Annotated in this window: 16 protein-coding genes; 10 read left to right on the top strand and 6 right to left on the bottom strand. The window is 63.0% G+C overall.

The features are described from left to right. Positions 1 to 165 precede the first annotated feature (165 nt). The 5 genes from HX899_RS27415 to dxs all read left to right on the top strand — a co-directional run bounded on the left by HX899_RS27415 (position 166) and on the right by dxs (position 5,470). The gene (locus HX899_RS27415; RefSeq protein WP_017959231.1) at positions 166 to 1,101 is read left to right on the top strand and encodes a histone deacetylase family protein; all 936 of its coding nucleotides are present in this window, start codon (positions 166 to 168) and stop codon (positions 1,099 to 1,101) included. 2 nt (positions 1,102 to 1,103) lie between these two features. Continuing rightward, on the top strand, positions 1,104 to 1,355 hold the full coding sequence (locus tag HX899_RS27420) for an exodeoxyribonuclease VII small subunit (RefSeq protein ID WP_003545921.1): 252 nt from the start codon (positions 1,104 to 1,106) through the stop codon (positions 1,353 to 1,355). 86 nt (positions 1,356 to 1,441) lie between these two features. After that, positions 1,442 to 2,209: an SDR family NAD(P)-dependent oxidoreductase gene (locus HX899_RS27425; protein WP_138328842.1), complete on the top strand. Its 768-nt coding sequence runs from the start codon at positions 1,442 to 1,444 to the stop codon at positions 2,207 to 2,209. A 186-nt stretch (positions 2,210 to 2,395) separates the two neighbouring features. Then, a complete protein-coding gene (locus HX899_RS27430; protein WP_138328843.1) occupies positions 2,396 to 3,319 on the top strand; it encodes a pirin family protein in 924 nt (307 codons plus the stop codon). A 234-nt stretch (positions 3,320 to 3,553) separates the two neighbouring features. Beyond that, positions 3,554 to 5,470, top strand: coding sequence for a 1-deoxy-D-xylulose-5-phosphate synthase (gene dxs, locus HX899_RS27435; protein WP_131713769.1), 1,917 nt, complete (start codon positions 3,554 to 3,556; stop codon positions 5,468 to 5,470). Positions 5,471 to 5,734: 264 nt separating this feature from the next. Here dxs and HX899_RS27440 read toward each other — a convergent pair whose 3' ends face one another. Both HX899_RS27440 and HX899_RS27445 read right to left on the bottom strand, forming a co-directional pair. Then, positions 5,735 to 7,669 (bottom strand): methyl-accepting chemotaxis protein, encoded by a 1,935-nt coding sequence (locus HX899_RS27440; protein WP_171599129.1) that lies wholly within the window; start codon positions 7,667 to 7,669, stop codon positions 5,735 to 5,737. Between the two features lie 217 nt (positions 7,670 to 7,886). After that, positions 7,887 to 8,882, bottom strand: a complete 996-nt coding sequence (locus tag HX899_RS27445) for a DUF4424 domain-containing protein (RefSeq protein ID WP_181293856.1) — start codon at positions 8,880 to 8,882, stop codon at positions 7,887 to 7,889. Positions 8,883 to 8,975: 93 nt separating this feature from the next. Here HX899_RS27445 and HX899_RS27450 point away from each other — a divergent pair, with 93 nt between their 5' ends. The 3 genes from HX899_RS27450 to HX899_RS27460 are packed head-to-tail and all read left to right on the top strand — an operon-like array spanning position 8,976 to position 12,021. Then, positions 8,976 to 9,761 (top strand): TlyA family RNA methyltransferase, encoded by a 786-nt coding sequence (locus HX899_RS27450; RefSeq protein WP_181293857.1) that lies wholly within the window; start codon positions 8,976 to 8,978, stop codon positions 9,759 to 9,761. After that, on the top strand, positions 9,758 to 11,008 hold the full coding sequence (locus HX899_RS27455; protein ID WP_171599126.1) for a class I SAM-dependent RNA methyltransferase: 1,251 nt from the start codon (positions 9,758 to 9,760) through the stop codon (positions 11,006 to 11,008). The genes HX899_RS27450 and HX899_RS27455 overlap by 4 nt, the downstream gene beginning before the upstream one ends. A gap of 2 nt (positions 11,009 to 11,010) precedes the next feature. Beyond that, complete coding sequence (locus HX899_RS27460) at positions 11,011 to 12,021, top strand: MBL fold metallo-hydrolase (RefSeq protein ID WP_171599125.1); 1,011 nt, start codon at positions 11,011 to 11,013, stop codon at positions 12,019 to 12,021. 60 nt (positions 12,022 to 12,081) lie between these two features. On the opposite strand, the gene HX899_RS27465 is transcribed toward HX899_RS27460, so the two are convergent. Together HX899_RS27465 and HX899_RS27470 are read right to left on the bottom strand one after the other, a co-directional pair. After that, entirely contained in the window at positions 12,082 to 12,837 is a 756-nt protein-coding gene (locus HX899_RS27465) for a crotonase/enoyl-CoA hydratase family protein (RefSeq protein ID WP_181293858.1), read from the bottom strand. Positions 12,838 to 12,846: 9 nt separating this feature from the next. After that, on the bottom strand, positions 12,847 to 14,625 hold the full coding sequence (locus HX899_RS27470; RefSeq protein WP_181293859.1) for an acyl-CoA dehydrogenase: 1,779 nt from the start codon (positions 14,623 to 14,625) through the stop codon (positions 12,847 to 12,849). A 208-nt stretch (positions 14,626 to 14,833) separates the two neighbouring features. Between HX899_RS27470 and HX899_RS27475 the strand changes: the two genes are divergently transcribed. Next, on the top strand, positions 14,834 to 15,829 hold the full coding sequence (locus HX899_RS27475; RefSeq protein WP_138328851.1) for a transporter: 996 nt from the start codon (positions 14,834 to 14,836) through the stop codon (positions 15,827 to 15,829). A 290-nt stretch (positions 15,830 to 16,119) separates the two neighbouring features. Here the strand turns inward: HX899_RS27475 and HX899_RS27480 are convergent, their stop codons facing one another. Together HX899_RS27480 and HX899_RS27485 are read right to left on the bottom strand one after the other, a co-directional pair. Beyond that, the gene (locus HX899_RS27480) at positions 16,120 to 16,599 is read right to left on the bottom strand and encodes a BA14K family protein (protein ID WP_138328852.1); all 480 of its coding nucleotides are present in this window, start codon (positions 16,597 to 16,599) and stop codon (positions 16,120 to 16,122) included. A gap of 146 nt (positions 16,600 to 16,745) precedes the next feature. After that, positions 16,746 to 17,990 carry an aromatic ring-hydroxylating dioxygenase subunit alpha gene (locus tag HX899_RS27485; RefSeq protein ID WP_138328853.1) on the bottom strand — a complete coding sequence of 415 codons (1,245 nt, stop codon included), beginning with the start codon at positions 17,988 to 17,990 and terminating at the stop codon, positions 16,746 to 16,748. Between the two features lie 404 nt (positions 17,991 to 18,394). Between HX899_RS27485 and HX899_RS27490 the strand changes: the two genes are divergently transcribed. After that, positions 18,395 to 19,003 (top strand): DUF6656 family protein, encoded by a 609-nt coding sequence (locus HX899_RS27490; protein WP_164048109.1) that lies wholly within the window; start codon positions 18,395 to 18,397, stop codon positions 19,001 to 19,003. The last annotated feature ends 129 nt before the right edge of the window (positions 19,004 to 19,132 follow it).

Raw genomic sequence — 19,132 nt, forward strand, 5'->3', positions numbered from 1 at the left:
AAAGATGCGGCGCCGCTGCAATGGACCGGCTCGACGGAAACGGCGAAATGAAGCAGTGTAGTAGGCCAACGGTCGGAAGGCGCGCGGCAAGAGCACTTGTTGAAATCGTCAGGCGATGCCCCATCTGCTGTGGCACATGACATAAGCGACCGATAGAGTGTCTTCATGAGCACCCGTCTTTATGAACACCCGATCTTCCTGGAACATGTGACCCCCGCCGGCCATCCGGAGCGATCGGACAGGATCCGCGCCATCAATGTCGCGCTGGAACATCCGAATTTCGAGCGACTGGAGCGCCGGCAGGCGCCGCAGGCGAACGAGGATGCGGTGCTGCTTGCCCATCCGGAGGAGCATCTGACCGCCGTCATGCGGGAGATCCCCGAGGAAGAGGGGGAGATCAATCAGATCGAAGCCGATACCTATGCCAGCAGCAAAAGCCTGCAGGCGGCGCTGACCGGCATTGGCGGGGCGATGGCGGCGGTGGACGACGTCTTTACCGGCCGGGCCGACAATGTCTTCGTCGCAGCCCGGCCGCCGGGGCACCATGCCGAGAAGATGACGGCGATGGGCTTCTGTTTCTTCAACAATGCGGCGATCGCCGCCCGCCATGCGCAGAAGACGCACGGCGCCGAGCGCATCGCCATCGTCGACTGGGACGTGCATCACGGCAACGGCACGCAGGATATCTTCTGGGACGATCCTTCGGTGCTGTTCTGCTCGACGCATCAGATGCCGCTCTATCCCGGCACCGGGGCCAAGGATGAAAAGGGCAAGCACAACACCATCGTCAATGCGCCGCTGTCGCCGAATGTCGGCAGCGACCATTTCCGCGAGGCGTTCAAATCGCGCGTCCTGCCCGCCCTTGACGATTTCCGGCCGGATCTCATCATCATCTCCGCCGGCTTCGACGCGCATCACCGCGATCCCTTAGCGCAGATCAATCTGACGGGTGAGGATTTCGACTGGGCGACCGGGCGTGTGCTGGAACTCGCGGACCGGCACGCGAAGAACCGGGTCGTCAGCCTGCTCGAAGGCGGTTATGATCTCGAGGGACTCGCCGAATCGGCGGGCATGCATATTCTGAGAATGATGAAGGGTTGAGAATGACTGACAGCGCCAAGCCGGAGGTGTCCGGCCTTTCCTTCGAAAAGGCGGTCGCCGAACTCGAAAGCATCGTCGCCCGGCTGGAACGCGGCGATGTGGCGCTGGATGAATCGATCGAGATCTACGAGCGCGGCGAAGCGCTGAAGAAACATTGCGAGACGCTGCTTTCGGCCGCCGAAAACCGCATCGAGAAGATCCGGCTCGACCGCGCCGGCAAGCCGCAGGGCGTCGAGCCGCTGGACGGCGCCTGAGACAGCAAACTCCCTTTCGAAGACGCTTGGCTATCGGCTTCCGGCCGATCTATGATCCCCTTGCAAAACGATGAGGGGACGGAAAAATGACGGACAGATTGAAGGGCAAGGTCGCCATTATCTCGGGCGGCGCGACCGGCATGGGCGGTGCCGCCTCGAAGCTTTTTGCAGCGGAAGGCGCGCGTGTTGCGATCATCGACCGCAATGGCCAGGCGGCGGCCGAGACAGTCCAAGCGATCCGTGATGCCGGCGGCGAGGCCGACTGCTGGACGGCCGATGTCTCGGACGAATCCGCCGTCAATGCCGCCGTCGCAGGCGTCGAAGAACGCTACGGCGCAGTGACCGTGCTCTTCAATCACGCCGGCACGATCGTCATCAAACCTTTTCTGGAAACGACCGTCGAGGAATGGGACTGGCTGCATGCCGTCAACGTGCGCTCGATGTTCCTGATGACCAAGGCGGTGCTGCCGAAGATGATTGCGAGCGGCGGCGGGTCGATCGTCTGCACCTCGTCGATCTCGGCGGTCGCCGCCACGCCGATGGAAGTGCTATACGACACGACCAAGGGGGCGGTGCATATGTTTGCCCGCGCCATCGCGGTGGAATTCCGCGATCGCAACATCCGCTGCAACGCCGTCTGCCCCGGCTTCATCCGCACGCCGCATGGCCTGCGCGAGGTGGCCGACCTGCAGGCGCTCGGCGTCGACGTTTCGGATGCCGCCATTGCCGCGCAGCAGGGACGGATAGGCGAGCCCGAAGACGTTGCGCGGGCCGCGCTTTACCTCGCCAGCGACGAATCGAGCTTCGTCAATGGCGCCCATCTCTTCGTCGACAATGGTTTTACCGCGATCTGAGCCCCGACGCGTGTCCGATTGGACGCACGGCGAACTTTCAGGGCTGAGCGTCCTTACGCGTCTGATTGGACGCGCGGCGCGCTTTCAAGTGTTGGAGCGTCCTTAAGCGCGTCCGATTGGACGCGCGGCCCTCCAGGCGCTATCTGTGGGCGATGACGCTCGGCACTGTAGCGATCGGAGATCCCCATGTCCTTCTTTCCCGGTAAAGACCCCCTGCCCGGCGATGCCTTCGCCTGCGATGCGATCGAGAACCTGATCATCCCGCGCACCAGCGATATCGGCGGTTTTCAGGTGCGCCGCGCGCTGCCCAGCCGGCAGCGGCGGCTGGTCGGGCCGTTCATCTTCTTCGACCGCATGGGGCCGGCGATCCTGAAGCCGGACGAGGCGCTCGACGTCAAGCCGCATCCGCATATCGGACTGTCGACAGTCACCTATCTGTTCGACGGCGAGATCCGCCATCGCGACAGCCTCGGCACCGAAAAGGTCATCCGTCCCGGCGATATCAACCTGATGACGGCCGGCCGCGGCATCGTCCATTCCGAGCGCACGCCCGAAAATCTGCGTGGCCATCCGCTGCTGATGTCGGGGCTGCAGACCTGGCTGGCGCTGCCCGATGACAAGGAGGAGATCGATCCCGCCTTCGCCCACACGGAAAAATCCGCCATGCCGCTGATCGAGACGAGCGGCGTGCGCGGGCGGGTGGTCATCGGTTCGTTCGAAGGCATGACATCGCCGGTCGGCGTTTTCTCTGACACGCTCTATATCGATCTCGACCTGCAGGCGGGCGCCAAATTTCCCTTCGGCGCGGCGCATGAAGAGCGCGCCATCTATGTGCTGTCGGGCGAGGTCGTCATATCAGGCGACCGCTTCGCCGCCGACCAGTTGCTGGTCTTCCGGCCAGGCGATGCGATCACGCTGGAAGCCGGCCGCGATGGCTGCCACCTGATGCTCTTCGGAGGGGCGGCGCTGAATTCGAAACGTTATATCTGGTGGAATTTCGTCTCCTCCTCAAAGGAGCGGATCGAACAGGCCAAGGAGGAATGGCGCACCGGCCGCTTCGATATCGTTCCCGGTGACGAAGAGGAATTCGTGCCTTTGCCGGAAGGCTGAACCCCTGATCCGAATGCTCCGGATCGAAGAAATAGAGGGTGATATCCGCCGAAAACCGCTCACACTTTTCGGCATCATGCTTTAATAGTGGGAGCATGATGTTGCCCGAAAACCGCTCACACTTTTCGGCATCATGCTCTAAGGTGAAAACCTTCGGTTCCTGAAATGCACTTGTTTTGCCGCAATCTAATCGAATAAAGCGGAACAAGGAAAAGCAAGAAAGAGCGCCCGCCCGTGACACAACTGCCGAAGACCCCCCTGCTCGACCAGGTCATCTATCCCGCCGACCTGCGCAAGCTCGAGGATCGCGACCTGCCGCAGCTTGCCCGCGAAGTCCGGGACGAAATGATCGATGCGGTGTCGCGCACCGGCGGCCATCTCGGCGCCGGTCTCGGCGTCGTCGAGTTGACGATCGCCATCCACAGCGTCTTCGACACACCTGATGATCGGCTGATCTTCGACGTCGGCCATCAATGTTATCCGCACAAGATTCTCACCGGCCGGCGCGACCGCATCCGGACGCTGCGCCAGGAAGACGGGCTGTCCGGCTTCACCCGCCGGGCGGAGAGCGAATACGATCCCTTCGGTGCAGCGCATTCCTCGACCTCGATCTCGGCCGGCCTCGGCATGGCGATTGCCGCCGACCTCGACAAATCAGACCGCCGCGTCATCGCCGTCATCGGCGACGGGGCGATGTCGGCCGGCATGGCCTATGAGGCGCTGAACAATGCCGGCGCACTCGATGCGCGCCTCATCGTCATCCTCAACGACAACGATATGTCGATCGCGCCGCCGACGGGCGCCATGAGCGCCTATCTCGCGCGCCTTGCCTCGGGTCGCACCTATATGGGATTCCGTGACTTCGGCAAGAAGCTGACGGCCTATCTCGGCAAGAACATCGACCGGGCGATCACTCGCGCCGTCGAGCATGCGCGCGGCTATGTCACCGGCGGCACGATGTTCGAGGAGATGGGCTTCTATCATATCGGCCCGATCGACGGGCACTCCTTCGACCACCTGCTGCCCGTGTTGCGCAACGTGCGCGACAATGGGCGCGGGCCGGTGCTGATCCATGTCGTCACCCAGAAGGGCAAGGGCTATCCGCCGGCGGAAGCCGCAGCCGACAAATATCACGGCGTCAACAAGTTCGACGTCATCACCGGGGCCCAGGCAAGGGTCAAGCCGAATGCGCCGAGCTATACCAGCGTCTTTGCCGAAGCGCTGGTGCAGGAAGCCACACTCGACGACAAGATCGTCGGCATCACCGCCGCCATGCCGAATGGTACCGGCCTCGACAAGCTCGCCGAAGCCTTTCCGTCGCGCTGTTTCGACGTCGGTATTGCCGAACAGCATGCCGTGACCTTCGCCGCCGGCCTTGCCGCAGAAGGCTACAAGCCATTCGCCGCCCTCTATTCCACCTTCCTGCAGCGCGCCTACGACCAGGTCGTGCACGACGTGGCGATCCAGGGACTGCCGGTGCGTTTCCCGATCGACCGTGCCGGCTTCGTCGGCGCCGACGGGCCGACGCATGCCGGCTCCTTCGACACGGCCTTCCTCACCACCCTGCCCGGCTTCGTGGTGATGGCGGCGGCCGACGAGGCCGAACTCAAGCACATGGTGCGCACGGCTGTCGCCTATGATGGCGGGCCGATCTCGTTCCGCTATCCGCGCGGCGAAGGTGTCGGCGTCGACATGCCGGCACGCGGCGAAATCCTGCAGATCGGCAAGGGCCGCATCGTCAAGGAAGGCACCAAGGTTGCCCTGCTCTCGTTCGGCACCCGGCTTGCCGATTGTCTGCTGGCCGCCGAGGATCTCGACGCCGCCGGGCTTTCGACGACGGTCGCCGATGCGCGCTTCGCCAAGCCGCTTGACCACGACCTGATCCGCCAGCTTGCCCGCCACCATGAGATCGTGATCACCGTCGAGGAAGGCTCGATCGGCGGCTTCGGCAGCCATGTGATGCATTTCCTCGCCACCGAAGGCCTGCTCGACAACGGTCTGAAGCTGCGCTCGCTGGTGATGCCCGACATCTGGATGGAACAGGCCAAGCCCGAAGCCATGAACGCCCACGCCGGCCTCGACCGCGCCGGCATCGTTTCGACGGTGTTCAAGGCGCTGGGACGTGGTGTTGCGGTTGGGGTTGCGGGATAGGATTTGGGTGAGGGCATGCCGTGTGGCCCCCTCATCCGCCCTACGGGCACCCGGCCGGGGTCGAGCTACGGGTCTCGACCCGTCCTTCGGACCCCCGAGGGGAGAAGAGGGAGTCGAGACGTCGCCGCGAATCTCTTCTCCCCCCGGGGAGAAGGTGCCGGCAGGCGGATGAGGGGCCGCACGGCAGGTCCTCTCAATAAAAAAGGCGGCGCATCGCTGCACCGCCCTCTTGATTTAACGTCCCTTCCCTAAAAAGGCTGCCTCTCAGAATTCCGTCCAGTCTTCCTTCACGGCCGCAGCACTCGCCTGTCTTCCGCCGAAAGCCTTGGCGACGGTGCGGGTCAAAGCGTGGGCCGGGGAGGCGACCGGGCGGGCGTTGGTGCCGGCAACGCTTGCGCGCGGCGCCGGGGCCACCTGGCCGAGCTTGAACTGGCGCAGCAGTTCTTCGAGGGCGTTTGCCTCCTGGGCGAGCGCATGGCTGGCCGCGGTCTGCTCCTCGACCATGGCAGCGTTCTGCTGCGTGCCCTGGTCCATGTTGTTGACGGCGGTGTTGATCTCCTGCAGGCCGATCGACTGTTCGCGCGTGGCGGTGACGATGGCGCTGACGTGGTGGTTGATCTCCTGCACCTCGGAGACGATGACCTCCAGCGCCTTGCCGGTCTCGCCGACGAGGCCGACGCCGGCAACGACTTGTTCGCCGGAGGTGGTGATCAGCGCCTTGATCTCCTTGGCCGCCTTGGCCGAGCGCTGGGCCAGCTCGCGCACTTCCTGGGCGACGACCGCAAAGCCCTTGCCGGCATCGCCGGCGCGGGCGGCTTCGACGCCTGCGTTCAAGGCCAATAGGTTGGTCTGGAAGGCGATGTCGTCGATGACGCCGATGATGTTGGAGATTTCGCCCGAGGACTTCTCGATCTGCTGCATGGCGGAGACGGCCTTGCGGACGACTTCGCCTGACTTTTCGGCGCCGAGGCGAGCGCGCTCGACGAGATTGCCGACATCCTCGGCGCGCTTGGCGCTGTCGCGGACGGTGGTCGTCACTTCTTCAAGCGCTGCTGCGGTCTGTTCGACGGCGGCAGCCTGCTGCTCGGTGCGGTGGGCAAGATCGTCGGCGGCCGAGCGGATTTCGCCAGCGCCGGCATTGATCGCCGAGGCGTTGCGGCCGACCGATTGCAGTGCTGCCTGCAGCTTTTCGACGGCATGGTTGAAGTCGTTGCGCAGGCTGTCATATTGCGAGGCGAACGGCGTCTGGATACGACCGGCCATATCGCCGTTGGCAAGCTCGGCAAGGCCGCCTGCCAAGGCGTCGATGGCATAGCGGATCTCGCCTTCCTCGCGCGCCTTCTGCTCGTCGCCTGCCCGGCGCTGGCGCTCGGCGTCGTCGCGCATGCGGTCTGTTTCGCCGGCAAGGCGCAGCTTCTCGATCGCCGCCTGCTTGAAGACCAGGACGGACTGAGCCATGCGGCCGATTTCGTCGCCGCGGTCGGTCGCCGGAACCTCGATATCGTTCTGACCGCCGGCGAGGCGATCCATGGCGCTCGTCATGCCGACGACCGGGCGGACGATCGTGCGCGACATCAGCCAAGCAAGCATGGCGGCGGCAAGCGAGGCGACGATGCCGCCGGCAAGCAGCGTCGTCTTCAGATGGCTGTTGGCATCGGCGCGGATCGCGGCCAGCGCTTCCGACTTTTCACGCGCGGTGGCCTTGATCTTGGCCGAGGCCTGGCGGAACCCGTCGAGCTGGCCCTTGGTGGCGTTGACGCCGATCTTGACGACCTCTTCGATCGGCATGTCGGTTTCCTTGCGCGCCTTGGTCTGCGGCTCGGCAAGTTCATGGAAATAGAGATCGGCAGCCTTCTGCATGCCGTCGATCATCTCGACCAGCTGCGGCTCGCCGGCCGCCGTCTGCTTGGCGGCGGCAATCGCCTTCAGCATGCGCTCGCGGTTGGCGAAGACATCGCCATAGGTGCTGTCGCTGCGGAAGAGGATGAAGCCGCGCAGGTTGACGGCCTGCTCGAGCATCGCCTGCAGCGCATCGTCGATCTGGTTGACGAGCAGCTCGGACTTTTCCTGCTCGGCAGACGCGGCCGCAGACGCCGTCGCCTTGGAATAGACGAAAGCGGAAACGGCGACGAAAATGAGAATGAGGGCTGCGAACGTGGCCGCAAGCTTACCGTTCAAGGATATGTTTTTGGCGGACATCGGTGATTTCTCCTGACGACAGTCGACGCGGCGAGGCAGGTCGCACGAGACGCAACCGCCGGGATGTTTGAAGCTGAGAACATGATCGGCGTGGAAACGCTTGCGCCGTCATGGCGCCGAGCGGCTTGGATGAACCGCTACAATCACGCCGAACCTATCCGGCCAGGCTTTAAATTTGTTTAAATTTGTGCGGCGCAACAGCGGCCAAGCCTGAGGATTATTGTGCCGTTTCTGGAGGATTGAGGATCAGGATGTCGAAATCCTTCGCAGGATCGAAATCCTCGGCCGTCATCCGGAAGGTCGTCGGACCGATCTTCTGAACATTGCTGCCGCAGAAGCTGATGAGGCTGCCGGGCTTGCCCTTGTCGATCGTCAGCTGGAAGCGCTTGATCGGTCCCGCCCAGTTGGCGCCGGTCGACAGCACATAGGAGATCCAGCTTTCGGTATAGTTGGCGCCTCCGGCCTCGGCTTCCCGCGCACGCTGCTGGGCAACCCTGACGAAATCTCCGTCGAGGCAGTATTTGCGGGAATATTCCTCGAAGCGCTCACCCTTCGGCTCACCACCTTCGAGAAAGCTGATGGCGACGGTGCCGCCGACGGCCGGCTTGTAACGATGCTCGACGCTGACCTTTTTCTTCGCCGGGAAGGTGGTGCGCCACCAATAGGTCGAGCGCAGCGTCCAGAGCGGCACGAGATCGACCTTGGCATCGCCGGCGCCCATGGGATAGATCAAGCCGCGGGCGATCCAGTCCTTGCGGACGGTTTCGGGAAGTTTGGCGAGCGCCTCAGTCGTCTTCTGGCTGTAGGGCAGGACGGGAATGCCCTGCTTGGCGAACTCGTCGGTCACGTCGATGCCGAGCGAGACGACGCGCTGCTGCAGCTTGGCGGTGATCGGACTGCCGTCCTGCACGGTGGAGAAATGCAGGAAATTATCGCTGTCATAATCGGAGATGGCGGAATTGTTGTCCACCTGGCCTGATATGTCAGGCATCGGAAAGGCGACCAGGCTTTCGACATCCTTGTCGGAGCTGTTCTCAAAGACGTAGTCGACACGCACTTCCGAAGCGGAGATGAAAAGATCCTCTTCCGCCATGCTGACATCGTCGGATTGGGCAAAGATCAGCCCGCCGGTCTTGACCTCGGCCATAGTGTCGTTCGCGAGCGCGGGCGACGCGATCACTGCCGCGACAATCAGAGTGAAGAGCTTCAGCATGGAACACCCCCGTGTCTGCGGCACGCCCCGCGATCGCCGCGGCAGGATTATCGCCGAAAGCTTTTGAGGGTCAATGACGGTCTTGGGAACAAAATGCTTGCAACCGGCGGCTTTGCCGGTCATGCACAGCCGATGTCAGATCAAAACACCCAACGCCTCGACCAGCTTCTCGTCTCCCTCGGCCTCTTTGCCAGCCGTTCACGCGCCCGCGACGCCGTGCAGCGCGGCACCGTCAAGATCGGCGGCCAGGTGGTCACGAAGGCCGGCGCGCTGTTTGGCGCAGACGCGGCAATCGAGATCGACGATCCGGCGCAGGACTATGTCTCGCGCGCCGCGCTGAAGCTTGCCGCAGCACTTGAGCATTTCCGGCTCGATCCCGCCGGCCATCACTGTCTTGATGTCGGCGCTTCCACAGGCGGCTTCACCGAGGTGCTGCTGCAGCGCGGTGCCGCGCATGTCACCGCGATCGATGTCGGCCATGGGCAGATGCATCCGCGCATATCAGGCGATCCGCGGGTGACCAACAGGGAGGGCCTCAACGCCCGCAACCTGACGGCAGAGGATATCGACCATCCCGCCACCTTCATCGTTTCCGACGTCTCCTTCATCACGCTGAAGCTGGCGCTTGCGCCGGCGCTCGAGATCGCCGAACCGGGCGCTGTCGCGATCTTGCTGGTCAAGCCGCAGTTCGAGGCCGGGCGCGAGGCGATCGGCAAGGGCGGGATGCTGAAGGACCCCTCGTCTGCTCCCGCCGTTGCTGCAGAACTGGCGCGCTGGTTCGTCGAGGACATGGGCTGGAAAAGCCTTGGCCTCATCCCCTCCCCGATTTCCGGCGGCGACGGCAATCAGGAATTCCTTCTGGCAGGATTGAAGCCGTGAGCACCGAAACCGTCACGATCGAGAAGCTCGGCGCCCAGGGCGACGGCATCGCCAGCAGCGCCGGCGGGCCTGTCTATGTGCCCTTTTCCCTGCCCGGCGAAACCGTGGCGATTGCCCGCGTCAAGAGCCAGGGCACGATCATGTCGATCACGACACCCTCGCCCGACCGGCAGGAGCCGCCCTGCCGGCATTTCGGCCCGGATGGCGTCAACGGCACCTGCGGCGGCTGCACGCTGCAGCATATGGCAGATGCGCCCTACCGCGCCTTCAAGCGCCAGCTGGTCATCGACGCGCTGAAATCCAAGGGGCTGACGCCGGAGGTCGGCGAGATCGTTCCGGCCCGGCCGGGCGAACGCCGGCGTGTCGTCTTTGCGGCACGCAAGACCGAGAAGGACATGCTGATCGGTTTCAACCAGGCCGAAAGCCACCATATCGTCGCCATCGAGGAATGTCCGATCTCGTCGGCAGGGATCATTGCCCGGCTGCCGGCGATCAGGGCGATTGCTGCTTCGCTCGCGACCAGCGCCGAACCCTTCCGCGTCGCGGTGCTGGAAACGCTTTCCGGCCTCGACATCTCCGTCGACGACGTGAAGAAACTCTCCGACCCGCAGCGGCGCAAGGCAATCGAGACCGCGCTCAGCCTGCGCGGCATCGCCCGTGTTTCGCTGAACGGCGAAATCCTCGTCGAGCCGTCGAAGCCGATGGTCGAATTCGGCGGCGTCCAGGTTTCACCACCGCCGGGCGGCTTTACCCAGGCGACGAAGCCGGCGGAAGAGGCGATGGCGGAGCTGGTCACGGCTCATGCCGGCAAGTCGAAGCGGATCGCCGATCTCTTTGCCGGCTCCGGCACGTTTTCGCTGCGGCTGGCGCGGATCGGCCGCGTGCACGCCGTCGAAGCCGAAGCAAAGGCGCTCGCAGCTCTCGATCATGCCGCCCGCAACACACAGGGGCTGAAACCGGTCACCGTCGAAAAGCGCGATCTCTTCCGCCGTCCTTTGATGACGCAGGAGTTCAAGCCCTATGACGTCGTCGTCTTCGATCCGCCGCGCGCCGGTGCCGAGTTCCAGTGCCAGGAGCTTGCCCGCTCAGGTGTGAAGAAGATCGTGGCCGTTAGCTGCAATCCGCTGACGCTGGCGCGGGATCTCGCGATCCTCGTCGAGGGCGGCTACCGGATCACGCAAGTGACGCCGATCGACCAGTTCCTCTGGACCTCGCATGTCGAGGTGGTGGCGACGCTGGAGAAATAGGCGTGCCTGTCGGAAAGACGAAAAGACGCAACCCATACTATAACGGCCCAGTGTCCGATCACTTCGACGGCACACATTTCTTCAATCCCGAAGGTATTGAGCCCCTTGGCTTCCGCGATCTGCTGCGGTGGCAATTCGGCGGTGGCCGTGAGCGCTGGCCTCAGTCGGTCCCAAGTCCATACCCGGCGGCCAAGCCGGATCCATGCGTCGACGGCGAGGATCTGAGGGTGACCATGGTTGGTCATGCAACAATGCTCGTGCAGGTCGCTGGGCTCAATATCCTCACCGACCCGGTATGGTCAGAGCGCGCGAGTCCCCTCGCTTTTGCCGGACCCAGGCGCGTCGTCCCACCGGGTATCGCGTTCGATGATTTGCCCCCGATTGATCTCGTGCTGGTGTCGCACAATCATTATGATCATCTCGATATCGCAACGCTCAGGCGGTTGGGTGCGAAGCATCGGCCGCGTGTCGTGACGCCACTCGGCAATGACACGATCATTCGCCGTGCGGTGCCCGATATACAGACGACATCGATGGACTGGGGCCAGCACATTTCGCACGCCGGAATAAGCATTGATGCGGAGCCTGCACACCATTGGTCCGCCCGCGGAACCGCCGATCGCCGGATGGCGCTCTGGGCGTCGTTCGTTTTGTCGACTCCAGCCGGAAAAATTTATCACGTCGGAGATACGGGCTTTCACAACGGCATCAATTACAAAGCGGCACAGCAGAAGCATGGCGGCTTTCGCTTGGCCATTTTACCCTTCGGCGCCTATGAGCCGCGCTGGTTCATGAAAGGGCAGCACCAGAATCCACAGGAAGCGGTGATCGGGATGAAGTTGGCAAATGCGGCCTATGTGGCCGGGCATCACTTCGCCACGTTCCAACTGACAAATGAAGCGGTCGACGCGCCGGCAAGAGCGTTGCAAGACGCAATGAGCGAGCATGATATTCCCCCGGAACGGTTCCGGCCGCTCAGGGCCGGCGAGGTATTTAATGTGCCAGCTGTCTAGTCGCTATCCGTTTGCTCCCGGTGTTGGTGTCGATCGCCGCGAAGCGATGCCAGGCGGCGCTCAGCGACGCATGAAGGCTTCGAAGGCCGCCCGCGCCTCGGCACTTTTCAGCCGCGCGGAGAAATAGCGGGCCTCCTCGTCGATGCGGGCGATGATCTCGCCACGATCGCCGCGAATGAGGTCGCGGGAGATACGCAACGCTTCCGGCGGCTTGGCCGCGAGCTTCGCGGCGAGGCCAAGCGTCAGTGAATCGACCTCGCCTGGCTCGACGACCTTCCATACCAGACCGGCTTCCCTCGCTTCCTCGGCCGAGAATGCTTCGCCGGCCGCCAGCAGGGCGAAGGCGCGCTGATGCCCCATCAGGCGCGGCGCGACGAGGCTGGAGCCGGCCTCCGGGACCAGCGCCAGATCGACGAAGGGTGTGCGGAACTGGCTGCGGCTAGAGGCGATGGTCAGGTCGCAAAGGAGATGGATCGTCGTGCCGATGCCGACCGCCAGACCGTCGACGCCGGAGACGACGGGTTTTTCGGCATTCACCAGCGCATAGAGGAAATCGAGGATCTCCTGCTCCAGGCCGCGGCCACCCATCGCGGCAGCCAGAAAATCGTTCAGGTCGTTGCCGGCCGAAAAGCAGCCTTCGGTGCCGAGCAAAGCGGTGGCGCGGATGCCGGGATTTGTGTTGGCCGCATTCAGCGCATCGGCCATTGTCCTGTACATGGCGCGGGTGATGGCGTTCTTCTTCTCCGGGCGATTGAAGCGGATAGACTGGACGCCGGGATGGGCGGAAGGCTGCTCGACGATGATGTGATCGGTCATAAGGTCTCCTCAGGCAAGCAGGATGCGGGCGGCGGCAAGGCTTGCCGCACCATTGACGACCCGGTCGCGCAGGGCGGCGGTCTCGGCAAGCAGGTTTTCGGCGGCAAAGCGGCAGAGCGCGATGCGGTTTTCGGCCGCACCATCGGCACTCTCGGCGAGACCGCCCTTGGCAAGATAACAGCCGGTGAGCACCAGCCCGAACAGGCGCTGATAGGGGGTGGCACCGGAGAGCGCCTCGGCGGCCTTGTCATCGGCAAGCGTCTTTATCAGCCAGGCGGTCGCCTGCTCGAGATCGGCGATCGCCGCGTCGAGCCTCACAGCGGTCTCGCCGAAACCATTAAGATTGGAGCGGCGGACGTCGTCGGCGATCTGCTTAAGCTCGGCGATGAAGCCCTTCACCTGATCGCCGCCGGAGAGCGGCAGTTTGCGGGTGACGAGGTCGATCGCCTGGATGCCGTTGGTGCCCTCGTAGATCGGGGCGATGCGGGCATCGCGAAGATAACGCGCCGCACCCGTCTCCTCGATGAAACCCATGCCGCCATGCACCTGAATGCCGAGCGAGGCGACGTCGACGCCGGCATCGGTCGAAAAGGATTTGGCAATCGGCGTCAGCAAAGCGGCGCGCTCCTGCCAGTGGCGACTGGTCTCCCCTGCCCGGTGCGACATGTCGATCGCATGGGCGCAGGCATAGGAGATGGCGCGCGCGCCTTGAGTCAGCGCCTTCATGGTGAGGAGCATGCGGGCGACATCGGGATGTTCGACGATCGGGCTCATACCGGCGCCGCTTGCGCCCGGCGCCCTGCCCTGCGTGCGTTCCCTGGCATAGGCGAGCGCCTTCTGGGTGGCGGCTTCCGCGATCGCCACGCCCTGCATGCCGACGGCAAGGCGGGCATTGTTCATCATCGTGAACATGCAGGCCAGTCCCTTGTTCTCCTCGCCGACCAGCCATCCGACAGCGCCCTTTTCACCACCGAATTTTCCGTCGCCGTAGATCATCGTGCAGGTCGGCGAACCATGGATGCCGAGCTTGTGCTCCAGCGAATGGCAGAACAGATCGTTGCGGGGCCCAAGCGAGCCATCGTCGTTCACCAGGAATTTCGGCACCAGGAAGAGCGAGATGCCGCGGGTGCCGGCCGGCGCATCCGGCAGACGGGCCAGCACCAGATGGATGATGTTGTCGGCGGCGTCATGTTCGCCCCAGGTGATGAAGATCTTCTGGCCGAACAGGCGGTAGCTGCCGTCATCGCGGCGCTCGGCGCGGGCCTTGAGCACGCCGAGATCGGAGCCGGCATGCGGCTCCGTCAGGTTCATGGTGCCGGTCCATTCGCCGGAGACCATCTTCTCCAGATATGTGTCTTTCAGCGCAGCACTGCCATGGGCGCTGACGGCTTCGATGGCGCCCATCGTCAGCGTCGGGGCGAGCGCGAAGGCCATGGAACCGGAATTCCACATTTCCAGTGCCGCGACATTCAGCATATGCGGCAGGGCCTGGCCGCCGAAGGCCTCGGGGGCCGTCAGGCCATTCCAGCCGCCGGCGATCCAATGGCGATAGAGGTCGCGCCAGCCATCCGGCAGCCTGACCTCGCCATCGATCAGCCGGGCGCCCTGGCGATCGCCGATTTCGGCAAGCGGCGCCACTTCTTCTGTGGCAAAACGTCCCGCCTCAGCGAGGATCGCATCGACCAGATCTTCGCCGAGATCGCCGAGCAGCCCTTTTGAAATCGCCTCGCCCATGCCCGCTACATGCTTCAGCGTGAACGCGATTTCTTCGACGGGCGCCTTGTACATGGTTTTTCCTCCGCAGACCGGCCTGCACTTGGGCAAGCCCCTCCGAGGCAAGGGCTAATTGATTTTTACGTAAACGTCAATTTCGATTTCCTTGGCCGGCATGCGATAAATCGCCGGACATGGCGCTTTGCTCTTGCACCTTTGGACAAATGGACGTCATGAACAATCTCTAAGGGAAGACATCGCCTTCGCAAAGGACCGGCGAACAATGGATACATTGCCCGTCAACATACCCGGTTTCGTCTGGGCCTATCGCTTCTCGCCGGGTGAAAAGACGGCGGTGCGACTGAACAATAGTGCGACGGTGGCGGAACTGACCGCCGACAACTGTTTCTACTGGCTGCACCTCAACCTTGTCGACGCCCGCGTGCCGGCCTTGCTCGATACGCTGGACGGGCTGACGGAGGACGCGAAATCGGCGCTGACGACGCGTGATACGCATGCGGCCATCACCGTCGACGAGCAGATGCTCTATGGCACGCTCGTCGATTGCCAGCGCGATTTTGCCCAGGATACCAACAATCTCGGCTGGCTGCATTTCGCCATGTCCGACCGCTTCCTCATCACCACGAGGCTGCAGCCGCTGCGCAGCGTCGAACGGGCGCGGGCGCTGATCGAGAAAAACCCGGGCAAATTCTCCCGGCCGGTCGATCTCTTCGAACTGCTGGTGATCGAGTTCCAGCGCACGCTGATCGCGATCGTCATCGAACTCACCGAAGAGCTGAACCAGATCGAGGATATCGTCTACGACAGTGCGCAGCGCGACGAGCGCCGGCGCCTGGCGCCGGTCCGGCGCACGGTGGTCAGGCTGCATCGGCACCTGCGCACCGTGTTGGCGCTGATGCGCCGGGCGGCGGCGGCCGACGACGACGAGATGCCCTTCGGCTTCGACGACGTGGCGCGGCGGCTGACGAGCCGGCTGGAAACGGTCGACCACGATATCTACGCGCTGCAGGACCGGGCACGCCTGCTGCATGAAGAAATCGATTCGAAACAATCCTCCGAAACCAACCGCCACCTCTATCTGCTGTCGATCATGACGGCCTTCCTGCTGCCGCCGACGCTGGTGACCGGCTTCTTCGGCATGAACACGGCAAACCTGCCCTTCGCCGTCGGCGACTACGGCACCGAATACGCCGTCGTCCTCATCGTCGGCTCCATTGCCTTTGCCTGGTGGCTATTGAGGCGGGTGGATATTCTTTGAGGGTGAAGGTTCGACATGACTGTCGGAGAGGCGCATTCCCCACCCGTCGCGGTACTTGCTCCAGAAGCTCACCCCACCCTCCGTCATCCTCGGGCCCGACCCGAGGATCCATGTTGGCCTCCATCAGCCGAGGGCATGGATCCTCGGCTCAAGGCCGAGGATGACGGAAGGTGGGGTTACGTTCCGGCCGAACTCGCCGCCGACGCAACGAATGGAACGGCGCTGCGCCTATGGCATCACGCTGCGTTGACACTTAGCGATTGGAAGCGCAACGCGCTTCCTACGACTTATCAATACGGCGAATAGCACTGCTGGCGCGGGCCGTTATAGGGTTGGAACGTGTTGTCGTAGGCGCGATAGGACCGGTAGCGGTTTGCGCACCAGGCGACGTGGCTCGAACCCATGCGGGGAGCGGGCGCGACGTAACGCGGCTGCGCGACGATAGCGCCGCCGATGACCGCGCCGGCGCCGAAGGCGGCGAGCGGATACCAATAGCCGTTATAGCGGCGATAGCCCGGACGCTGATAGGAATAGCCGCGATAGCCGCCGTAATAACCGGGCCGGTAATAGGCGCCGGGACGATAGCCAGGCCGGTAGCCGGGACGGTAACCGGGGCGATAATAGCGGCGGTACTGGACGCTCTCGACGTCGGAGGATTTTTCCACCTGCGGGGCGGTGGGCATCTGGATTGCCTGGGACGGCACGAAGCCCGTCAGCACCACGGCGGCAGCCAGAACTGCGGTCGCAATCTTGTTTCTCAAACCGATCATTGCTTCAACTCCCATTCAACAGCGATCACCGCCTGCCCAGCAACGTCTTCGCGCCCGAATGGTTCCGAAAGCGGCCGGGGCCGGCCTGCTCTCCCTTTTAGATCAGTTGAACTGAACCGGACATTAACCGGTGCGGCAAAGCGCTATCAGGCAACGGCGGAGATTTTCGCCTGGTCGCCCTGCAGACGGTTGACCATGAAGTTCGAATACCATTCGAGGAACTGCATGACGCCGCCCTCGTGCAAGGCGGAATAGGGGCCGGGCTCATAGGCGGGCGAGCGAATGCCGAAGGCGTTTTCCTCGACAATGCGGCGATCCTGATCGTTGGTCTCGGTCCAGACGTGGGTCAGTTCCTCGAGATTGTAATCCACACCTTCGACGGCATCCTTGTGGACGAGCCACTTGGTCGTCACCGCCGTCTCATTGGCGCTGAGTGGCAGCACTCGGAAGGAGATGGCGTGGTCGCCGAGAAGGTGGTTCCACGTCGTCGGGTAATGGAAGAGCAGCATGGTGCCGATATGGCTGATCGAGATATCGTCGGAAAGCGCGCGCTTGACCGCGCTCTTGCCCGACATGGTGTAGCTCTCTGCATCCTCGATCAGCGGCATGCGGGCGGTGCGGAACTGACCGTCCGGCGAAATCTGGAACTTGCTCGGCAGGCCGGCTGCCTCGCAGCGCGCCCAATGGCCGGCGATCTCGGGGTCGTCGGCGCCGCCATCCGTGCCGGTGACACTCGGAGCCTCGGGATAGGTGCGGCAGAGTTCGGGGTGATTGGCGGCGCAGTGATAGCACTCGCGGTTGTTTTCCCAGACAAGCTTCCAGTTGCCCTTCTCGATGATCGTGCTCTGGAAGGCGACCTTGCTCTCGCTGATCCGGTGCGGCGCGACATAGGGTTCGATCTTGTCGCGCACCGGCTGGAAATCCGGGGCGTTATTGGCAAGGCAGATGAAGACATAGCCAGCGACGATTTCGCAATGGACGGGCTTCAGGTTGAAGCCAGTCTTATCGAAATCATCGCCCATGTGGCGGGCGAAGGCGAGCTTGCCTTCGAGATCATAGGTCCACTGATGATAGGGACAGACGAGGCGCACGGAGGAGCCGTGCTCCTTGGTGCAGACGCGCGAGCCGCGATGGCGGCAGCTGTTGTGGAAGGCGCGGATGACGTTGTCGCGGCCGCGGACGATGACGACAGGATAGCTGCCGATCTGGACAGTGAAATAAGCGCCCGGCTTCGGCAGCTCGCAATCATGGCCGATGAACAGCCAGTCGCGATAATAGATCATCTCCATGTCGAGCTGGAAATAATCCTCGTCGATATAGAACGGCTGTTCGAGGCTGAAGCCCTCACGGCGGCTCTTGAGCTGACGCAAAACGTTGCTGCGAATATCCATCTTCATGTCCTCGTGCACCCGGCTGCCGCCTTCCGGCAAGAAGGCCGGCGGAAGCGCGCCCGCTTCCTTCTCTCATGGCGTCATTTAATCACCGAGCCTGCCTGCCGCTTGGTTGTAATGCGACATCGGCTTCGAAATTGACGACAGGATGCGGCACGGCTTGAAGCTGCCGATCCCGGTCGATGACATCGCCCGACTCTCCGGGCAATTATCGTCAATTGCGACATGGCGTAAAGACCCGCTCCGCAAAGAGGTCGGCTGCCTGATATCGATGTCAGTCGCGTTTGCGACATCTGCCGGCATTTGCCCTTCAGCCGGCCGGCTGAGGGGCCATTTTTTAACATCGCCTTAAGCATACGGTCCTATCCTCCTGATGATCACCGACCGACCGAAGAACGCGAACCATGGCCAGACTCCGTTATTTCGACGCGAAAGATGCGAGCAGATCGCAAGAGCCGCAGCTGATTGCCGCCCATTCCGAATTCCTCCGCACCGGCCGCATCCCCCGCGAGCGGCGGCATTGGCTGGCCGAGGAAAAGCGGTATTTCACCCATGACGAGGTCGCCGCGAAGACCGGCCGCAAGCTGCAGGTGGCTGGCGAGAAGACGCATCAGCACATCAACGGCTTTCACCACTCGATCCAGTTTCCGAAGATGATCTTCCACCGGACGCTGGAGGACAGCCCGCATCTCGGCTATTGCCACGTCACCGCCGCGCGGACGAAATTCGCTCATTACGAAGACGTGAGCTGGGCCTTCTACATCTCGAATTTCTATTCCGACATCGGCGAGAACGATAATTTCTTCGAGCGCATCGATGTCGGTTATTCCCGCATGTATTTCGCCGTCGCCATCAAACCTGGCGAGAACTCCGCGGAAAAGATGACCATCGACCGGTCGGTACGCGGCAACGGCCTGCTCTTTCGCACCCACGATCCGCAGGCGGCGATCCGCAACATCCTGCTGCTCGGCGCCCGCAACGAACAGCTGCGCGAAATCATCCGGCAACTCTAAAGCGCGACGCGCTTTAGGTCCTTGCTTGATGCATGTCGTTGTCCCAAAACCGCTGCACACTTTTGGGCGACATGCATAGATGAACAACGCGATTGATCGCGGGCGGCGGAAAGCCTAATGACTGCCGGA

The sequence above is a fragment of the Rhizobium sp. WYCCWR 11146 genome (assembly GCF_013591995.1).
GTDB classification, from domain to species: domain Bacteria; phylum Pseudomonadota; class Alphaproteobacteria; order Rhizobiales; family Rhizobiaceae; genus Rhizobium; species Rhizobium indicum.